The sequence below is a fragment of the Pseudomonas sp. ANT_H12B genome (assembly GCF_008369325.1).
Taxonomy (GTDB): domain Bacteria; phylum Pseudomonadota; class Gammaproteobacteria; order Pseudomonadales; family Pseudomonadaceae; genus Aquipseudomonas.
This window is the reverse complement of sequence record NZ_VOBI01000006.1, coordinates 80,977-96,224: the sequence shown is the minus strand read 5'-3', so window position 1 is coordinate 96,224 and position 15,248 is coordinate 80,977. Positions and strand designations below refer to the sequence as shown.

General features: G+C 59.1%; 14 protein-coding genes. 8 read left to right on the top strand and 6 right to left on the bottom strand.

Translation table 11 applies throughout. The annotated features are described in order from the left end of the window. The first annotated feature begins 72 nt into the window (after positions 1–72). Both FQ185_RS11510 and FQ185_RS11505 read left to right on the top strand, forming a co-directional pair. Positions 73–288: a DUF1127 domain-containing protein gene (locus FQ185_RS11510; RefSeq protein ID WP_149417549.1), complete on the top strand. Its 216-nt coding sequence runs from the start codon at positions 73–75 to the stop codon at positions 286–288. Positions 289–352: 64 nt separating this feature from the next. Continuing rightward, positions 353–1,582 carry a winged helix-turn-helix domain-containing protein gene (locus FQ185_RS11505; RefSeq protein ID WP_149417548.1) on the top strand — a complete coding sequence of 410 codons (1,230 nt, stop codon included), beginning with the start codon at positions 353–355 and terminating at the stop codon, positions 1,580–1,582. Between the two features lie 117 nt (positions 1,583–1,699). Here FQ185_RS11505 and FQ185_RS11500 read toward each other — a convergent pair whose 3' ends face one another. Further along, entirely contained in the window at positions 1,700–3,046 is a 1,347-nt protein-coding gene (locus tag FQ185_RS11500) for a class II 3-deoxy-7-phosphoheptulonate synthase (RefSeq protein ID WP_149417547.1), read from the bottom strand. A gap of 162 nt (positions 3,047–3,208) precedes the next feature. On the opposite strand from FQ185_RS11500, the gene FQ185_RS11495 reads away from it, so the two are divergent. Next, positions 3,209–3,964: a spermidine synthase gene (locus tag FQ185_RS11495; protein ID WP_149417546.1), complete on the top strand. Its 756-nt coding sequence runs from the start codon at positions 3,209–3,211 to the stop codon at positions 3,962–3,964. A 117-nt stretch (positions 3,965–4,081) separates the two neighbouring features. Here the strand turns inward: FQ185_RS11495 and FQ185_RS11490 are convergent, their stop codons facing one another. Next, positions 4,082–4,873: a crotonase/enoyl-CoA hydratase family protein gene (locus FQ185_RS11490; RefSeq protein WP_149417545.1), complete on the bottom strand. Its 792-nt coding sequence runs from the start codon at positions 4,871–4,873 to the stop codon at positions 4,082–4,084. Positions 4,874–5,294: 421 nt separating this feature from the next. Between FQ185_RS11490 and FQ185_RS11480 the strand changes: the two genes are divergently transcribed. Further along, positions 5,295–6,968, top strand: coding sequence for a DEAD/DEAH box helicase (locus FQ185_RS11480; RefSeq protein ID WP_076027971.1), 1,674 nt, complete (start codon positions 5,295–5,297; stop codon positions 6,966–6,968). Between the two features lie 99 nt (positions 6,969–7,067). Here FQ185_RS11480 and FQ185_RS11475 read toward each other — a convergent pair whose 3' ends face one another. Continuing rightward, positions 7,068–7,835, bottom strand: a complete 768-nt coding sequence (locus FQ185_RS11475) for a class III extradiol ring-cleavage dioxygenase (RefSeq protein WP_149417544.1) — start codon at positions 7,833–7,835, stop codon at positions 7,068–7,070. 103 nt (positions 7,836–7,938) lie between these two features. On the opposite strand from FQ185_RS11475, the gene FQ185_RS11470 reads away from it, so the two are divergent. Next, positions 7,939–8,592 carry a thiopurine S-methyltransferase gene (locus FQ185_RS11470; RefSeq protein ID WP_149417543.1) on the top strand — a complete coding sequence of 218 codons (654 nt, stop codon included), beginning with the start codon at positions 7,939–7,941 and terminating at the stop codon, positions 8,590–8,592. Positions 8,593–8,700: 108 nt separating this feature from the next. Here the strand turns inward: FQ185_RS11470 and htpX are convergent, their stop codons facing one another. Both htpX and FQ185_RS11460 read right to left on the bottom strand, forming a co-directional pair. Then, complete coding sequence (gene htpX, locus FQ185_RS11465; protein WP_149417542.1) at positions 8,701–9,588, bottom strand: protease HtpX; 888 nt, start codon at positions 9,586–9,588, stop codon at positions 8,701–8,703. Positions 9,589–9,904: 316 nt separating this feature from the next. Beyond that, positions 9,905–11,116 carry a pyridoxal phosphate-dependent aminotransferase gene (locus FQ185_RS11460; RefSeq protein WP_149417541.1) on the bottom strand — a complete coding sequence of 404 codons (1,212 nt, stop codon included), beginning with the start codon at positions 11,114–11,116 and terminating at the stop codon, positions 9,905–9,907. Between the two features lie 226 nt (positions 11,117–11,342). Between FQ185_RS11460 and msrB the strand changes: the two genes are divergently transcribed. The 3 genes from msrB to FQ185_RS11445 all read left to right on the top strand — a co-directional run bounded on the left by msrB (position 11,343) and on the right by FQ185_RS11445 (position 12,813). Then, complete coding sequence (gene msrB, locus FQ185_RS11455) at positions 11,343–11,738, top strand: peptide-methionine (R)-S-oxide reductase MsrB (RefSeq protein ID WP_149417540.1); 396 nt, start codon at positions 11,343–11,345, stop codon at positions 11,736–11,738. 131 nt (positions 11,739–11,869) lie between these two features. Continuing rightward, positions 11,870–12,355: a glutathione peroxidase gene (locus FQ185_RS11450; RefSeq protein ID WP_149417539.1), complete on the top strand. Its 486-nt coding sequence runs from the start codon at positions 11,870–11,872 to the stop codon at positions 12,353–12,355. Beyond that, positions 12,352–12,813, top strand: coding sequence for a MarR family winged helix-turn-helix transcriptional regulator (locus FQ185_RS11445; protein WP_149417538.1), 462 nt, complete (start codon positions 12,352–12,354; stop codon positions 12,811–12,813). Before FQ185_RS11450 ends, FQ185_RS11445 begins: the two co-directional genes overlap by 4 nt. On the opposite strand, the gene FQ185_RS11440 is transcribed toward FQ185_RS11445, so the two are convergent. Beyond that, positions 12,797–15,118: a response regulator gene (locus FQ185_RS11440; protein ID WP_178113527.1), complete on the bottom strand. Its 2,322-nt coding sequence runs from the start codon at positions 15,116–15,118 to the stop codon at positions 12,797–12,799. The genes FQ185_RS11445 and FQ185_RS11440 overlap by 17 nt on opposite strands. Positions 15,119–15,248: the final 130 nt, after the last annotated feature.

The following is a 15,248-nucleotide window of genomic DNA, read 5'->3' as shown; positions in this document are numbered from 1 at the left end:
CATCAGAAACATTCGTTGGATTGATCTTAGTCCTGGCGCGACACTTGAGCCATCCAAACGGAGGGCAACAAGATGAAAGGTCAAAAAGGTTATGCAGATGTAGAAAAACATTCCATCCACCTGATATCCGATTTGCTGCACAAATTTAACCGCTGGTACGAATTGCACCGTGAACGTGAAATGTTGGCGGGCATGAGTGATGAAGCGTTGAAGGACATCGGGCTGAGCCGTGCGGATGTCGAGCACGAAGCCATCCGCCCATTCTGGGATGACCCGATGCACAAATGAGTAAACCTCAACTACACAAACCGTCTCCCGGTGAGGTAGGTTGCGAGCAGACAAGGAGATGCTCATGCCCGCAACACAGTCCTTTTCCCTCAAACAGGCTCGGCGTCTGGCGCTGGCTGCCCAAGGATTCAACGGGCGCCAGCCGCCAGCGGCGATCAAACCGGTTCAACTCAACCGGCTGATCGAACGGCTGGGTATTCTGCAGATCGATTCGGTCAATGCGTTGGTGCGTTCGCACTACCTTCCCTTATTTTCCCGCCTTGGCAATTACTCATCCGACTTGCTCGACCAGGCTGCCTGGAGTTCGGGCCGGCGGCGCACGTTGTTCGAATACTGGGGCCATGAAGCTTCGTTACTGCCCTTGTCGATGTACCCGTTGATGCGCTGGCGCATGCTGCGCGCGACCCGTGGCGAAGGCATCTATCAGCAACTGGCGCGTTTCGGTCGTGAACAGCAAGACACGATTCGCCGGGTGCTGGCGTCGGTTCAGGAGCTGGGCGCGCTGGGCGCCGGAAGCCTGTCGACCCGTCAGGAACGGGCCGGGCCGTGGTGGGACTGGAGCGCTGAAAAGCATGCGCTGGAATGGTTGTTCGCCGCTGGTGAAGTGACCGTGGCAGGGCGGCGCGGGTTCGAGCGGCTTTATGATCTGCCGGAGCGGGTGATTCCTTCGGCGATTCTTGCGCAGCCGCTACTGGGTGAGGCCGAAGCCCAGCGCGGTCTGTTGCTGCATGCCGCGACAGCGTTGGGCGTCGGAACAAAAAAAGACCTGCGCGATTACTTTCGCCTGAGTCCCGGTGATGCCCGTCCGCGCTTGGCGGAACTGGTGGAGGCGGGTGAATTGCTGGCCTGTGAAGTCCAGGGCTGGCGGCAACCGGCCTATTGTCTGCCTGATCCGAAAGTGCCGCGCAAGGTCGAAGCCAGCGCCTTGCTTTCACCCTTCGATTCACTGATCTGGGAGCGCAGTCGTACCGAGCGCCTGTTCGATTTTCGCTATCGGTTGGAGATCTATACGCCGCAGGACAAGCGGGTCTACGGCTATTACGTATTGCCGTTTTTGCACAATGAACGGATTGCCGCGCGGGTGGATCTGCGCGCCGAGCGGGCGCAGGGCAGGCTGGCGGTGCACGCGGTGCATGAAGAAGAGCCGGGGCTGGATGACGAAGGGATGCTGGCGTTGGCGGTCAATCTGCGGCGAATGGCGGATTGGTTGGCGCTTGAGCAGGTTCAGTTGAATTGTCCGCGGGCGAGTGCGGCGCGGTTGCGGGTGGCATTGGCACAGTTCAGTGGTGATTGAGCTGACGCCATCGCGAGCAGGCTCGCTCCCACACTGGATTTGTGAACAACACAGAACCATTGTGGGAGCGAGCCTGCTCGCGATGGCGGCGTATCAGGCAACCAAAGACTTACTGACTCAGCGCCGGACCTGCTTCAGGGTTTCAGCAATCAAAAACGCCAACTCCAGCGACTGATCGGCATTCATCCGCGGATCGCAATGGGTGTGATACCGATCCGACAACCCGTCTTCGGTAATGGGCCGCGCACCACCGATGCACTCGGTAACGTTCTGCCCGGTCATTTCAATGTGGATGCCACCGGCATAACTGCCTTCCGCCTCGTGAACCTGGAAGAACTGCTTCACTTCGCCAAGGATCTGCGCAAAATCGCGGGTCTTGTAGCCGCTGCTGGCCTTGATCGTGTTGCCGTGCATCGGGTCGGAACTCCAGAGCACTTGCTTGCCTTCACGCTGAACTGCGCGGATCAGTTGCGGCAAGTGATCGCCGACCTTGTTCGCGCCCATCCGCGCAATCAGGTTCAGACGTCCCGGATCGTTCTCCGGGTTAAGCACGTCGATCAGGCGGATCAGGTCTTGCGGGTTCATGCTCGGGCCGACCTTGACCCCGATCGGGTTGTTCACGCCACGCAGGAATTCGACGTGAGCGCCGTCGAGCTGACGGGTGCGGTCGCCGATCCACAGCATGTGCGCCGAGCAATCGTAGTAATCGTTGGTCAGGCTGTCGCGACGCACGAAGGCTTCTTCGTAGTTCAGCAGCAGCGCTTCGTGGGCGGTGAAGAAACTGGTTTCGCGCAGTTGCGGCGAACTGTCCATGCCGCAGGCGCGCATGAACGCGAGGGTTTCATCGATGCGATCGGCCAGGTGGCTGTACTTTTCGGCCAGCGCCGAGTTGGCGATGAAGTCCAGGTTCCACTTGTGCACCTGATGCAGGTCGGCAAAACCGCCCTGGGCAAAGGCCCGCAGCAGGTTCAAGGTCGCGGTGGACTGGTGATAGGACTGGAGCAAGCGTTCCGGGTCCGGCACACGGTTTTTTTCGTCGAAACCGATGCCGTTGACGATATCGCCACGGTAGGCGGGCAGGGTCACACCGTCGATGGTTTCGTCGTTAGCCGAACGCGGTTTGGCGAACTGCCCGGCCATGCGCCCGACCTTGACCACCGGGCAGCCGGCAGCGAAGGTCATGACGATCGCCATTTGCAGCAGGACTTTAAAGGTGTCGCGAATTTTTGCGGCGGAGAACTCGGCGAAGCTTTCGGCGCAATCGCCGCCCTGCAACAGAAACGCGCGGCCCTGGGTGACTTCAGCAAACTGACGACGCAACTCCCGCGCCTCACCGGCAAACACCAGCGGCGGATAACTGGCCAGGGTTTGCTCGACTTGCAGCAAATGCGCCGCGTCGGGGTAGTGGGGTTGTTGCTGGATCGGCAAGGCGCGCCAGCTGTCAGGACTCCAGGGTTGGCTCATCACGGTCTCTAGTGTTTTACGCTCGGACGGTCATGTTATCAGCAATTAGTGCGTGACCTGTTCCCGTCGCTTCGCGGACAATCGCGCCTTTGCCGCTTCATGTTGCGGTGTATTGCGTTGCTGTTTGCCAAGTTGCAGGCCCGGTAACGATCAGGAGACGAAATGACTGAGGAGCGCGTCGAGCATCTGCTCGCCGAGGTACAGGATGAGTTCGGCGTGATTCGCGTGCTGGAGGTGGCCGATTATCGTTTTCTCGAGTTCGGTGATGCCATCGAGCAAAGCTGCGTGTTCACGGCTGATCCGAGCTGGCTCGAATACGATTACACAAGGGCGATGCTGATTGGCGCGTTGTGCCACGAGCAGCCGGAAAGCGCGCTGTTCCTCGGCCTCGGTGCCGGTACGCTGACCCAGGCCTGCCTCAAGTTCCTGCCGCTGGAAGATGTCGAAGCCATCGAGTTGCGCCCCGACGTGCCGCGCCTGGCCATCGAATACCTTGGGCTGGATGACGATCCGCGGCTGTATATCCGCGTTGGCGACGCGCTGGAGCTGCTCGATACCGCGGAGCCGGCGGATCTGATTTTCGTCGACCTTTATACCGATGTCGGCCCTGGCGTCGGGCATCTGGCGTGGAATTTCCTGGAGAACTGCCAGAAACGCTTGAATTCGGGTGGCTGGCTGGTGATCAACCAATGGGCCACCGATGATGGCAAACCGTTGGGCGCGGCGTTGTTGCGCGGGCTTTATCACCGGCATTACTGGGAGCTACCGGTGAAGGAGGGCAATGTGATTCTGCTCGTGCCTTCGGAGCTGGATCAGGAGCTGGACATGGATGGTTTGATCGCACGCGCTGAAGGGCTGGCGCCGCGGTTGGGGTATTCGTTGCAGTCGTTGATCAAGGCGATTCGCCCGGCAACATAAGTCGGTGTCTGTGATGGCCTCATCGCGGGCAAGCCCGCTCCCACAGTGATTTGCGCTGTTCACAAAACCTGTGGGAGCGGGCTTGCCCGCGATGGGGCCATCAAAGCCAATACAAGACTAAAGCCCTTTGAAAACGCCCGGTCGCTTCTCCACCATCGACCGCACACCTTCCCGGGCATCCTCACTCGCCATCAACTTCTTCACCAGTGCTGGCAATCCCTGCGCCGCTGTCATTTCCCCTTCGTAACGCGCCTGTCTGGCAGACAGCAACGTCGCCTGAACCCCAAGCGGCGCCTGCCGGGCAATCCGTTCCGCCAACTCAAGTGCCCGTGGCAGCAAATCCTCGCTGGCCATGACTTCCTGTACCAATCCCAGGTGCAAGGCCTCATGGGCATCGAATTCATCGCCGGTCAGCAGCCAGCGCATGGCATTGCCCCAGCCCGCGACCTGATGCAGGCGCAACGTGGCGCCGCCGAACGGGAAGATTCCGCGCTGCACTTCTTTCTGGGCGAACCGGGTGTTGCTGGCGCACAGGTTGATAGCGGCAGCCAGCATCAATTCGATGCCGATGGTCAGGCAATAGCCTTGCGCGGCAACAATCACCGGTTTGCTGACCCGGGGGCCAGCGAACACACCCCAAGGATCACAACCGCCGGGCGGTGTTTGCCAGCCTTCGGCCAAGGCTGAACTGGCGCTGACCAGGTCAAGCCCGGCCGTGAAGTGCTCGCCATGACCGAACACTACGGCCACTCGTGCCTCGCTGTCGGCTTCGAATTCGCCATAGGCCACGCTCAGTTCGTTGAGCAGAGCGAGGTCGAAGGCATTGCGTTTGGCCACCCGATCCAGGCCGATCAGCAGGACATGGCCGCGTCGTTCACGGCTGACACGACTCGGGTTGGGCTCATTCATAGTGCATTTCCTCGGGCGGGAAGGGTGTCTCAGACTGCCGGTGCGGGTCACCAGGATGAACCGTTTTAGCGCCATCGCCAGCAGGGCCGGGCTTCTGAAAAATAGACCGTTGCACGATTATCCGCAAAGCCTGTGACACAACGGTGTGCGCGGGAGTTGTCCGACAAATAAAGCTCCCTTTTTGGGCGAATTCCGGTATAGTGCGCGCCGGCCTTTAACCGGGCCGCGTTTAGGTAGCGCAATTCCCCGAAGTCAGCTTCGGCTGCACGTCCGCACAGCGGACTCTCCCTTAACGAATCTTTTTCATTCATTCGTTTTCGCAAATCCCCGCCGACAAAGCAGCCAGGGCGACTCTTGAGTCTTACACGGCATGCGCAGCTTTGGAGCATGGGTCTTTGCGGATGCACTTAGAGGCAGACCCATGACCCAGGAAACCGGCGGCTTCGCCGCTTTTAATCTTAATCCGAATATTCTTGCAGCCGTCATCGCGACTGGCTACGAAGAGCCTTCGGCTATTCAGCAGCAATCGATCCCGATCATCATGGCCGGTCACGACATGATTGGTCAGGCGCAAACCGGTACGGGTAAAACCGCTGCGTTCGCCCTGCCGATCCTGCATCGCATCGATCCTGCTAAGCGCGAGCCGCAAGCCCTGATCCTGGCGCCAACCCGTGAGTTGGCGCTGCAAGTAGCAACCGCTTTCGAAACCTACGCCAAGCAAATGCCGGGCGTTACCGTTGTGGCCGTTTACGGCGGCGCCCCTATGGGCCCACAACTGAAAGCAATCCGTAATGGCGCACAGATCGTTGTCGCCACTCCGGGCCGTCTGTGCGACCACCTGCGTCGCGACGAAAAAGTTCTGTCGACCGTGAACCACCTGGTTCTCGACGAAGCAGACGAAATGCTCAAACTGGGTTTCATGGACGACCTCGAAGTTATCTTCAAGTCGTTGCCTCCAACCCGTCAGACCGTATTGTTCTCGGCTACCTTGCCGCAGTCGATCCGTGCCATTGCCGAACGCCATCTGCGCGATCCGCAACACGTGAAGATCCAGACCAAGACTCAGACCGTTACCGCGATCGAACAGGCTCACCTGTTGGTTCACGCTGACCAGAAGACCTCGGCTGTATTGAGCCTGCTGGAAGTTGAAGACTTCGATGCCCTGATCATGTTCGTGCGCACCAAGCAAGCGACCCTGGACCTGGCCAGTGCCCTGGAAGCCAAAGGCTACAAAGCCGCTGCGCTGAACGGTGACATTGCTCAGAACCAACGTGAGCGCGTGATCGAATCCCTCAAGGATGGCCGTCTGGACATCGTTGTGGCGACCGACGTTGCTGCCCGTGGCCTGGACGTTCCGCGTATCACTCACGTGTTCAACGTTGATATGCCGTACGACCCGGAATCCTACGTTCACCGTATCGGCCGTACCGGCCGTGCCGGTCGCGAAGGTCGTGCACTGCTGCTGGTGACTCCGCGTGAGCGCCGCATGCTGCAAGTGATCGAGCGTGTAACCGGTCAGAAAGTTGCCGAAGTTCGCCTGCCGGACGCCCAAGCTGTTCTCGATGCTCGCATCAAGAAGTTGACCAACAGCTTGTCGCCGCTGGTGGCTGATGCCGAATCGACCCACGGTGATCTGCTGGATCGCCTGACTGCCGATATCGGTTGTACCCCGCGTGCACTGGCCGCTGCTCTGCTGCGCAAGGCAACCAACGCTCAGGCGCTGACCCTGGCCGCGATCGAGAAAGAACGTCCACTGGTGCCGAACAACGCACCGCGTGGCGATCGTCCAGAGCGTACCGGTGATCGTCCGGACCGTGGTGATCGTGAGCGTCGTGCTCCGGTTCCGTTGGCTGAAGGTCGTGCTCGTTGCCGTACCGCGCTGGGTGCGCGTGATGGTATCGCTGCCAAGAACCTGCTGGGCGCTATCCTCAATGAGGGTGGTCTGGCTCGCGAAGCAATCGGTCGCATCCAGGTGCGTGACAGCTTCAGCCTCGTCGAGCTGCCGGAAGATGGTCTGGAGCGTCTGCTGACCAAGCTGAAGGACACTCGCGTTGCTGGTAAGCAGTTGAAGCTGCGTCGCTATCGCGAAGATTGATCCGCTCTTGAGCTGATTGATCGAACATAAAAAATCCCCGACTGGTTCGGGGATTTTTTTTGGCCTGATCGTTCCCACGCAGAGCGTGGGACCGATCGGTTACCCGAAGCGATAGATGTCCATCCCCAGCGCCCCCATGGTGAACCCTTGGTGGGCAACGCTGAACTCGCCCCCGGCGCCGCGGGCAAAGTACAGCGGCAGCAAATGTTCGTCGCTGGGATGATTGCGCACAGCGTTCGGCGCTTGTTGACGATAATCGTGCAACGCGGCTTCGTCGTTGGCGGCGAGTTTTTCAATCATCCAGTCGCGAAACGCCTTCGCCCACGGTTCGACCCGTTCCGGGCCGGCGTGCCAGTCCAGTTCGCGCAGGTTATGGGTGATGCTGCCGGAGCCGATCAGCAGCGCGCCGTGCTCACGCAGACTGGCCAGGGCATGGCCGACGCGGTTCTGCAGGGCAGGACCACCACGGGTCGGCAGCGAGACTTGCACCACAGGGATGTCGGCCTGCGGATACATCAATGACAGGGGCACCCAGACGCCATGGTCGAACGGCCGTTCGGCGTCGATACGTGCAGGCAGGCCATCGATCTTCAGCAATTCGACAACCTCTGCCGCCAGCTGCGGATCACCGGGTGCCGGGTATTGCACCTCGAACAAGGCCTTCGGGAAACCACCGAAGTCGTGCCAGGTTTCAGGCTGGGGATTGCCGCTGACCAAAAGTTCACTGCTTTCCCAATGCGCGGAAACAATCACGATCGCCCTGGGTTTCGGTAATTCGGCGGCCAAGCGCGCGAGGGCCGGGCCACTGGCGCCCGGTTCCAGTGCCAACATGGGGGAGCCATGGGATATATACAGGCTGGGGAACATGAATGAGCTCCTGAGGGGTAAGATGGCACCATCTTCAGTCAGATCATTGATCTAAATCTAATATAAGTTTTAGGGTCTTTTGATCGAATTTTCGGGATTAATTATGCAGCCGGAGTTTTGGCACAAGCGGTGGACGTCGAATCAGATCGGCTTTCACCTGCCGGAAGTAAATCCATATCTGCAACGGTATTGGCCGCAGTTGGGCCTGGAAGAGGGCGTGCGGGTTCTGGTGCCGTTATGTGGGAAAAGCCTGGATCTGCTGTGGCTGGCGAAATGCGGTCACGAGGTGTTGGGCATCGAGCTGTCGGAAAAAGCAGTGGAAGACTTTTTCCACGAGCATCAATTTGACCCTGACGTCAGCGACCAAGGCCCTTTCACGGTCTATCGGGCGGGTTCGATCGAGATCTGGTGTGGTGATTTCTTCGCATTGACGGCCGGCGATGTCGCCGATTGCAGCGCGCTGTACGACCGCGCGGCGTTGATCGCCTTGCCACCGACAATGCGTGCGCAATATGCAGACCACCTGAAGCGGATTCTGCCGAAGGATTCTCTGGGGCTGTTGATTACCCTGGATTACGAACAGACGCAAAAGGACGGACCACCCTTTGCCGTGCTGGATGACGAAGTACAGCGCTTGTTCGGGGCCTCGTGGGAGCTGAAGATCCTGGAAGATCAGGACGTCCTGGGTGAGAGCTGGAAGTTTATCGAGAGTGGCGTCACGCGGCTTGAAGAGCGGGTGTATCGGGTTTTGAGCTGATAACTGCGTCGACAGTGCCCGCGATGGGGCCAGAAAGAACACCACACCAATCAGCAGACAAAAAAAGGCCCGCATCGCTGCGGGCCTTTTCTTTTAGTGCGGAACCTCTCAGCCCCGACGACGCAACGCGTCGATGCGCTCTTCCAGCGGCGGGTGGCTCATGAACATGCGGGCGAACCCTTGTTTGATGCCACCGTTGATGCCGAAAGCAGTCAGGGTATCTGGCATGTGCACCGGCAGCCCCTGTTCCGCGCGCAGGCGTTGCAGGGCGCCAATCATTGCACTGGTACCGGCCAGGCGTGCACCGGCTTCGTCTGCACGGAATTCGCGTTTGCGCGAGAACCACATGACGATCGTGCTGGCCAGGATACCCAGGACCAGTTCGGCGAAGATGGTTGCCACGTAGTAGGCGATGCCCTGGCCTTCTTCGTTCTTGAAGATCACCTTGTCGACAAAGTTGCCGATGATCCGTGCGAAGAACATCACGAAGGTGTTCACCACACCCTGGACCAACGCCAGGGTGACCATGTCGCCATTGGCCACGTGGCCGATTTCGTGGGCCAGAACGGCCTTGACTTCATCTGGCGAGAATCGCTCGAGCAAGCCCTGGCTCACCGCGACCAGTGCGTCGTTCTTGTTCCAGCCAGTAGCGAAAGCGTTCGCCTCGTAGGCTGGGAAAATCCCGACTTCGGGCATCTTGATCCCGGCTTCGCGAGACAGTTGCTCGACCGTTTGCAGCAGCCATTGCTCGTGACGCGTGCGCGGCTGGCTGATGATTTGGGTGCTGGTGCTCATCTTCGCCATCCACTTGGAGATGAACAGCGAGAACAGCGAGCCGGCGAAACCAAAGACCGCACAGAAAATCAGCAGCTGATTGAGGTTGAGATCAACCCCGTTGGCCGCCATGAACCCGTTGAAGCCGAAAAGGCTCAGGGTGATGCTGGCAATCAGCACGACCGCCAGGTTAGTGGCCAAAAACAGCAGGATGCGCATCATGGTTGTAGAAATCTCCTCATGCTAAAGATGTAGCGTACTGCGGGGTATATAAGGTGCTGAACCGGGCTATTCAACCGAGTGACTATTTCAAACTGTGTCCTACAGCAAGAGTCTAGCTGCTTGCAGGTCATTTCCGACGTCGATGCGGGAAGCGATTGACATCCATTTCGCGGCGCAGGCCCCGTCGTTATTAGACGCGGGCACGTAACGAGTCATCAGTCAGTGATTGATGCTGCGACGTTCGGCAGGGTGCAAAGATATGTTGCTGAATCAATCACCGTGCGACACGGGAACGTGTCACACGGTGAAAAAGCGCTTATTGGCGATAGGACTTGAGGAAGTTGCCGATACGTCCGATGGCCATGTCCAGGTCATCCACACGAGGCAGCGTCACGACACGGAAGTGGTCCGGCCATGGCCAGTTGAAGGCAGTGCCTTGAACCACCAGCAGCTTCTCCGACAGCAGCAGGTCGAGCACGAACTTTTCATCGTTATGGATCGGGCAGACTTTCGGGTCGATGCGCGGGAATGCATACAGCGCGCCCATCGGCTTGACGCAGCTCACGCCTGGAATGTCGTTGAGCAGCTCCCAGGTACGATTGCGCTGTTCCAGCAAGCGACCCTGCGGCAGCACCAGATCATTGATGCTCTGATAGCCGCCGAGCGCGGTCTGGATCGCGTGCTGGCTTGGCACGTTGGCGCACAGGCGCATGTTGGCCAGGATGTCGATGCCTTCGATGTAGCTCTGGGCGTGGTGTTTCGGGCCGGAAATGGCGATCCAGCCGGAACGGAAACCGGCCACGCGATAGGACTTGGACAGGCCGTTGAAGGTCAGGCACAGCAAGTCCGGCGCCAGCGAAGCAGTGCATATGTGCACGGCATCGTCGTACAGAATCTTGTCGTAGATCTCGTCGGAGAACACCACCAGATTGTGCTGGCGGGCCAGTTCCAGCATGCCCAGCAGGACTTCTCTGGAATACACCGCACCCGTCGGGTTGTTTGGGTTGATGATCACCAGCGCTTTGGTGTTCGGGGTGATCTTGGCCTTGATGTCGGCCAGGTCCGGCCACCAGTTGGCCTGCTCGTCGCACAGGTAATGCACCGGATTACCGCCCGACAGGCTCACCGCGGCGGTCCATAGCGGATAGTCTGGAGCCGGCACCAGCACTTCGTCTCCGTTGTTGAGCAGGGCCTGCATTGACATCACGATCAGTTCGGAAACGCCGTTGCCCAGGTAGATGTCTTCAATGCCGACACCTTCTACCTGCTTTTGCTGGTAGTACTGCATGACGGCCTTGCGGGCACTGAACAGGCCTTTGGAGTCGCTGTAGCCTTGGGCGGTCGGCAGGTTGCGGATGACGTCCTGGAGGATTTCGTCCGGCGCTTCGAAACCAAAGGGCGCCGGGTTGCCGATGTTCAGCTTGAGGATGCGATGGCCTTCCTCTTCCAGGCGTTTGGCGTGCTTGAGCACTGGGCCGCGAATGTCGTAGCAGACGTTGGCGAGCTTGTTCGATTTGCTGACCTGCATGGCGATGTGTTCCCGAAAATGAACGATCCAGACAGCGTATGAACTACCGTACTGGGAATCCTGCGTATTCACACAGGCCTGACGCCTTGAATTGCGGCACCCATAAATCTGTTTGAATGCGTGTAATCCGGCTGCCAGACTGGCGTTTGACGAGGCGCAATCATACGTGCCGCCCGATCCGTGGAAAAGGTACAGATCGGGCTTTTTCAGCTGCTGAGGTGTGACGATGGAAAAGTTGGATAAAACCCTGGAAGAATGGAAGTCGATGCTCGACCCGGAGCAGTACAACGTTTGCCGCCTCAAGGGCACCGAGCGACCGTTCTCCGGCAAATATAACGACACCAAAACCGACGGTGTTTACCACTGCATCTGCTGTAACGAGCCGCTGTTTGATTCCAAGACCAAATTCGACTCCGGCTGCGGCTGGCCGAGCTTCTACGCGCCAATCGGCGACAGCGCGATGGTCGAGATCCGTGATGTCAGCCACGGCATGATCCGCACCGAAGTGGTCTGTGCCAAATGTGATGCGCACCTGGGGCACGTGTTCCCGGACGGTCCGCCGCCGACCGGTCTGCGTTACTGCATCAACTCGGTGTGCCTGGACCTGGTTCCGCGCGAGTAATGCGAGCCCTGCAGGAGCGGGCTTCGGCGGCTCCTGCAGGGATCGGCGTGCGTTAGATCGATTTATTGAATTGCGCACAATTCAATTGCTCGCTATGTTTGCCTCATCTTCCTTCATTTAGAGTCCGGACCATGAGCGACAACCTGCTGACCATCCCGGTTACCACCATCAAAGGTGAACAAAAAACCCTCGCCGATTTCGCCGGCAAAGCCGTGCTGGTGGTCAACACCGCGAGCAAATGTGGCTTCACTCCACAATACAAAGGCCTCGAAGAACTGTGGCAGACCTACAAGGATCAAGGTTTGATTGTGCTCGGCTTTCCGTGCAACCAGTTCGGCAAGCAGGAGCCGGGCAACGAAGGGGCGATTTCCGAGTTCTGTGAGTTGAACTTCGGCGTCAGTTTCCCGCTGTTCAAAAAGATTGATGTCAACGGCTCCGACGCCCATCCGCTGTTCGTCCAACTGAAAAAACGCGCACCGGGCGTACTGGGTTCCCAGGGCATCAAGTGGAACTTCACCAAGTTTCTGATTGGCAAGGACGGCCAGTTGGTCAAGCGCTTCGCTCCGGCGACCAAGCCGCAAGACCTGAGCCGCGAGATCGAAGCCTTGCTCAAATGAACACCTTGTCCGTCGATTCCCTGAAGCTCGATAGCCAGCTCTGCTTCAAACTGTATGCCGCTTCCAGAGCGGTGATTCGTGCGTACAAGCCGATGCTCGATCAGCTCGGCCTGACCTACCCGCAATACCTGGCGATGCTGGTGTTGTGGGAATGGCAGGAAGTGGCCCCGCAGCAGCCGACCGTCAAGGCCCTGGGCGAACGCCTTGCACTGGATTCCGGCACGCTCACGCCGTTACTCAAGCGTCTTGAGCAACTGCAACTGGTTCAGCGCCAGCGCTCGGCGCGCGATGAGCGGGAGGTCCATTTGAGTCTGTCGCCAACCGGCAAGGCATTGCGCGACCAGGTCGGGCCGCTCAAGGCTCGTCTGCTGTGCGATAGCGGGGTTGATCTGAGCCGTCTGAATGATCTGCGCGATGGCCTTGATCATTTGTTGGGGCAAATCAAATCTCTGTCGTAATGGGGATCCACAAGTCCAGCAGGGCGGCGAGTTCTTCGCGTCGGAAGGGTTTGGCCAGGTAATCGCTCATGCCCGCTGCACGACAGCGTTCGCGTTCTTCGGACATGGCATTGGCGGTCAGGGCGACGATGGGCAGTTGTGGCCAGCGACCGCTGCGACGAATTTGCCGACTGGCCTCGTAGCCGTCCATCACCGGCATGTTGCAGTCCATCAGTACCAGATCGAATTCGCGCAGTTCAAGCTGATCCAGCGCTTCGCCACCGTGACCGGCGACGATCACCTCGCAACCGAGTTTCCCGAGCATCCCCTTGGCCACCAATTGATTGACCGGGTTGTCCTCCACCAGCAGCACGCGTGCGCGGCGTTGCGGTAAAAGGGTGTCGAGTCGAGCGTCGATGATCATGCTCAGTTCCGGTTGCAGGACTCGCCGTAGTGTCTGATACAGCGCGTTGCGGGCCAGAGGTCGCGCTTGTTGTTGCAAGGGGGCGAGGGCGCTGGCTTCTTCGCTGGGCATGAAACTGCCGTAGGCCGTGACCAGCAGAATCGGCGCGGCACAGTTAGGACGCAGGCCAAACAAGCATTCGGGGCAATCGGTGATCAGCACATCGGGATTCAGGCCAATCATCGGGTCATCGATGGAGCGCTGCTGATAGTCGAGCCCCCATCCGGGCAGCAAACTCTTCAGCAACTCGGCCAGGCCGCTGCTGGCGGTGGTGATCGCAATGACCTTGCCGCGCAACGTTGTCAGTGGAAGGGCCCGGGTATGGCTGGGCAATGGCAGGTCGGCACAGAACTGGCTGCCAAAGCCCGCTTGCGAGCTGATGGTGAGGCGCCCTTGCATGACTTCGCAGAGGTTGTAAGTCAGGGCCAGCCCCAGCCCGGTGCCACCAAATTGCCGGGTAATGCCGGCGCCGGCCTGGGTGAAGGGCTGGAAGATCTTGACCTGGGCGTCCTGGGCGATACCGATGCCGGTGTCGCAGACTTCGATTCTGACGCCGTCCTCGAACGCAGAAAGACGCACGTCGACGCGACCGAAACGGGTGAACTTGAGGGCGTTGGACAGCAGGTTGCTGACGATCTGCCGGACCCGGGTCGGATCCCCGAGCACCAGCGCCGGAAAGTACGGATCGATCAGGCATGTCAGCTCGACGCTTGGCGCGGCGTTCTGCGACAGCAGGTTGGCGGTGTCCTCGATCAGCGAGCCGAGGTCGAAAGGAATGTGTTCGAGCTCAAGTTGACCGGCATCGAACTTCGACAGATCGAGAATATCGTTGAGCAATTCCACCAGTACTTTGCCCGAGTCATGGGCGATAGACAGCTGTTGCTGTTGCTCAGCATTGAGCGGGCCGTCGAGGGAAAGCGCGATCATCCCCAGCAGCCCATTGAGTGGCGTGCGAATCTCGTGGCTCATGTTGGCCAGGAATACCGAGCGCGCTTCGGCCATGTCCAGCGCGGTGCTGCGAGCGACTTCCAGCTCCTGATTGGATTGGCTGAGCCGGGTGTTGATTGCCTTGAGTTCCGCGGTGCGGGCCGAGACGATGTTTTCCAGTTGTCCAAGGTAGTCGGTCAGGCGATTTTCGGCGTTGCGCCGTTGCTGGATTTCCGTGGCGATGTTTTCGAATTGCTGATTGGCGACTTTGACCAGCACGCCGATTTCGTCGTTAGCGTGCCCTGCAGGACACTCCAGTGACGTCGGCTCCACGCTGCGCGGATCGCGGCCACTGAGTTCGCGGATGACCCGCACCAGCGGCTTGGTCAGCATCACATAGAACAGCGCCAGCAGGATGCCGGTCAGCAGCAGGCTACGGGCGAAACCATTGAGCAGGGTCACCTCGGCCCGGCGCAGAAAACGGTTGCCGAATGAATAGGTGTCGACGTCCAGCCGCAGGGTGCCGAGGGATTCGCTCGGTAAATGATCCAGATAGAGGCGGTCTTCGAACTGTCGGTTGGCGCCGAACAGGAAGTCGCTGATCACCCGATAATTGCTTTGCACGCCGGGGCGTTTGACGTTGGCCAGCACGTTGCCGTTGTTATCGGTCAATTGCGCACCGATGATCGCCGGCGAGCGCATCAGGCCCAGGGTCAGTTCCTGTGCGAGTTCGGCGTCGATGTTGTAGGCAATGCGCGAGGCCGGGTTATGGCTGATTTCCAGCAAAGACTGTATTTCACGGTTGATGGAGGCGTCTTCGCTGGCATAATCGATGCCTATTTGCAGCAGACTGAGCAGCGTGCCCAGAATGAAACCGACCAGCACGGTAAGCCGGGCTTGCTTGTAAGACAGCCGGTTGGTGAACTTGATATCCATGGGGTGTTGAACCACTTCCGTTTCCCTTCGCTGCTCAAGCATAGTCGATCATGCATGGATACCGATGTTCGCACGAGCCCTGTGCCAAGGTGTGCATTGCACACCGAACGCTGCGTTTTGTCGCTGTATT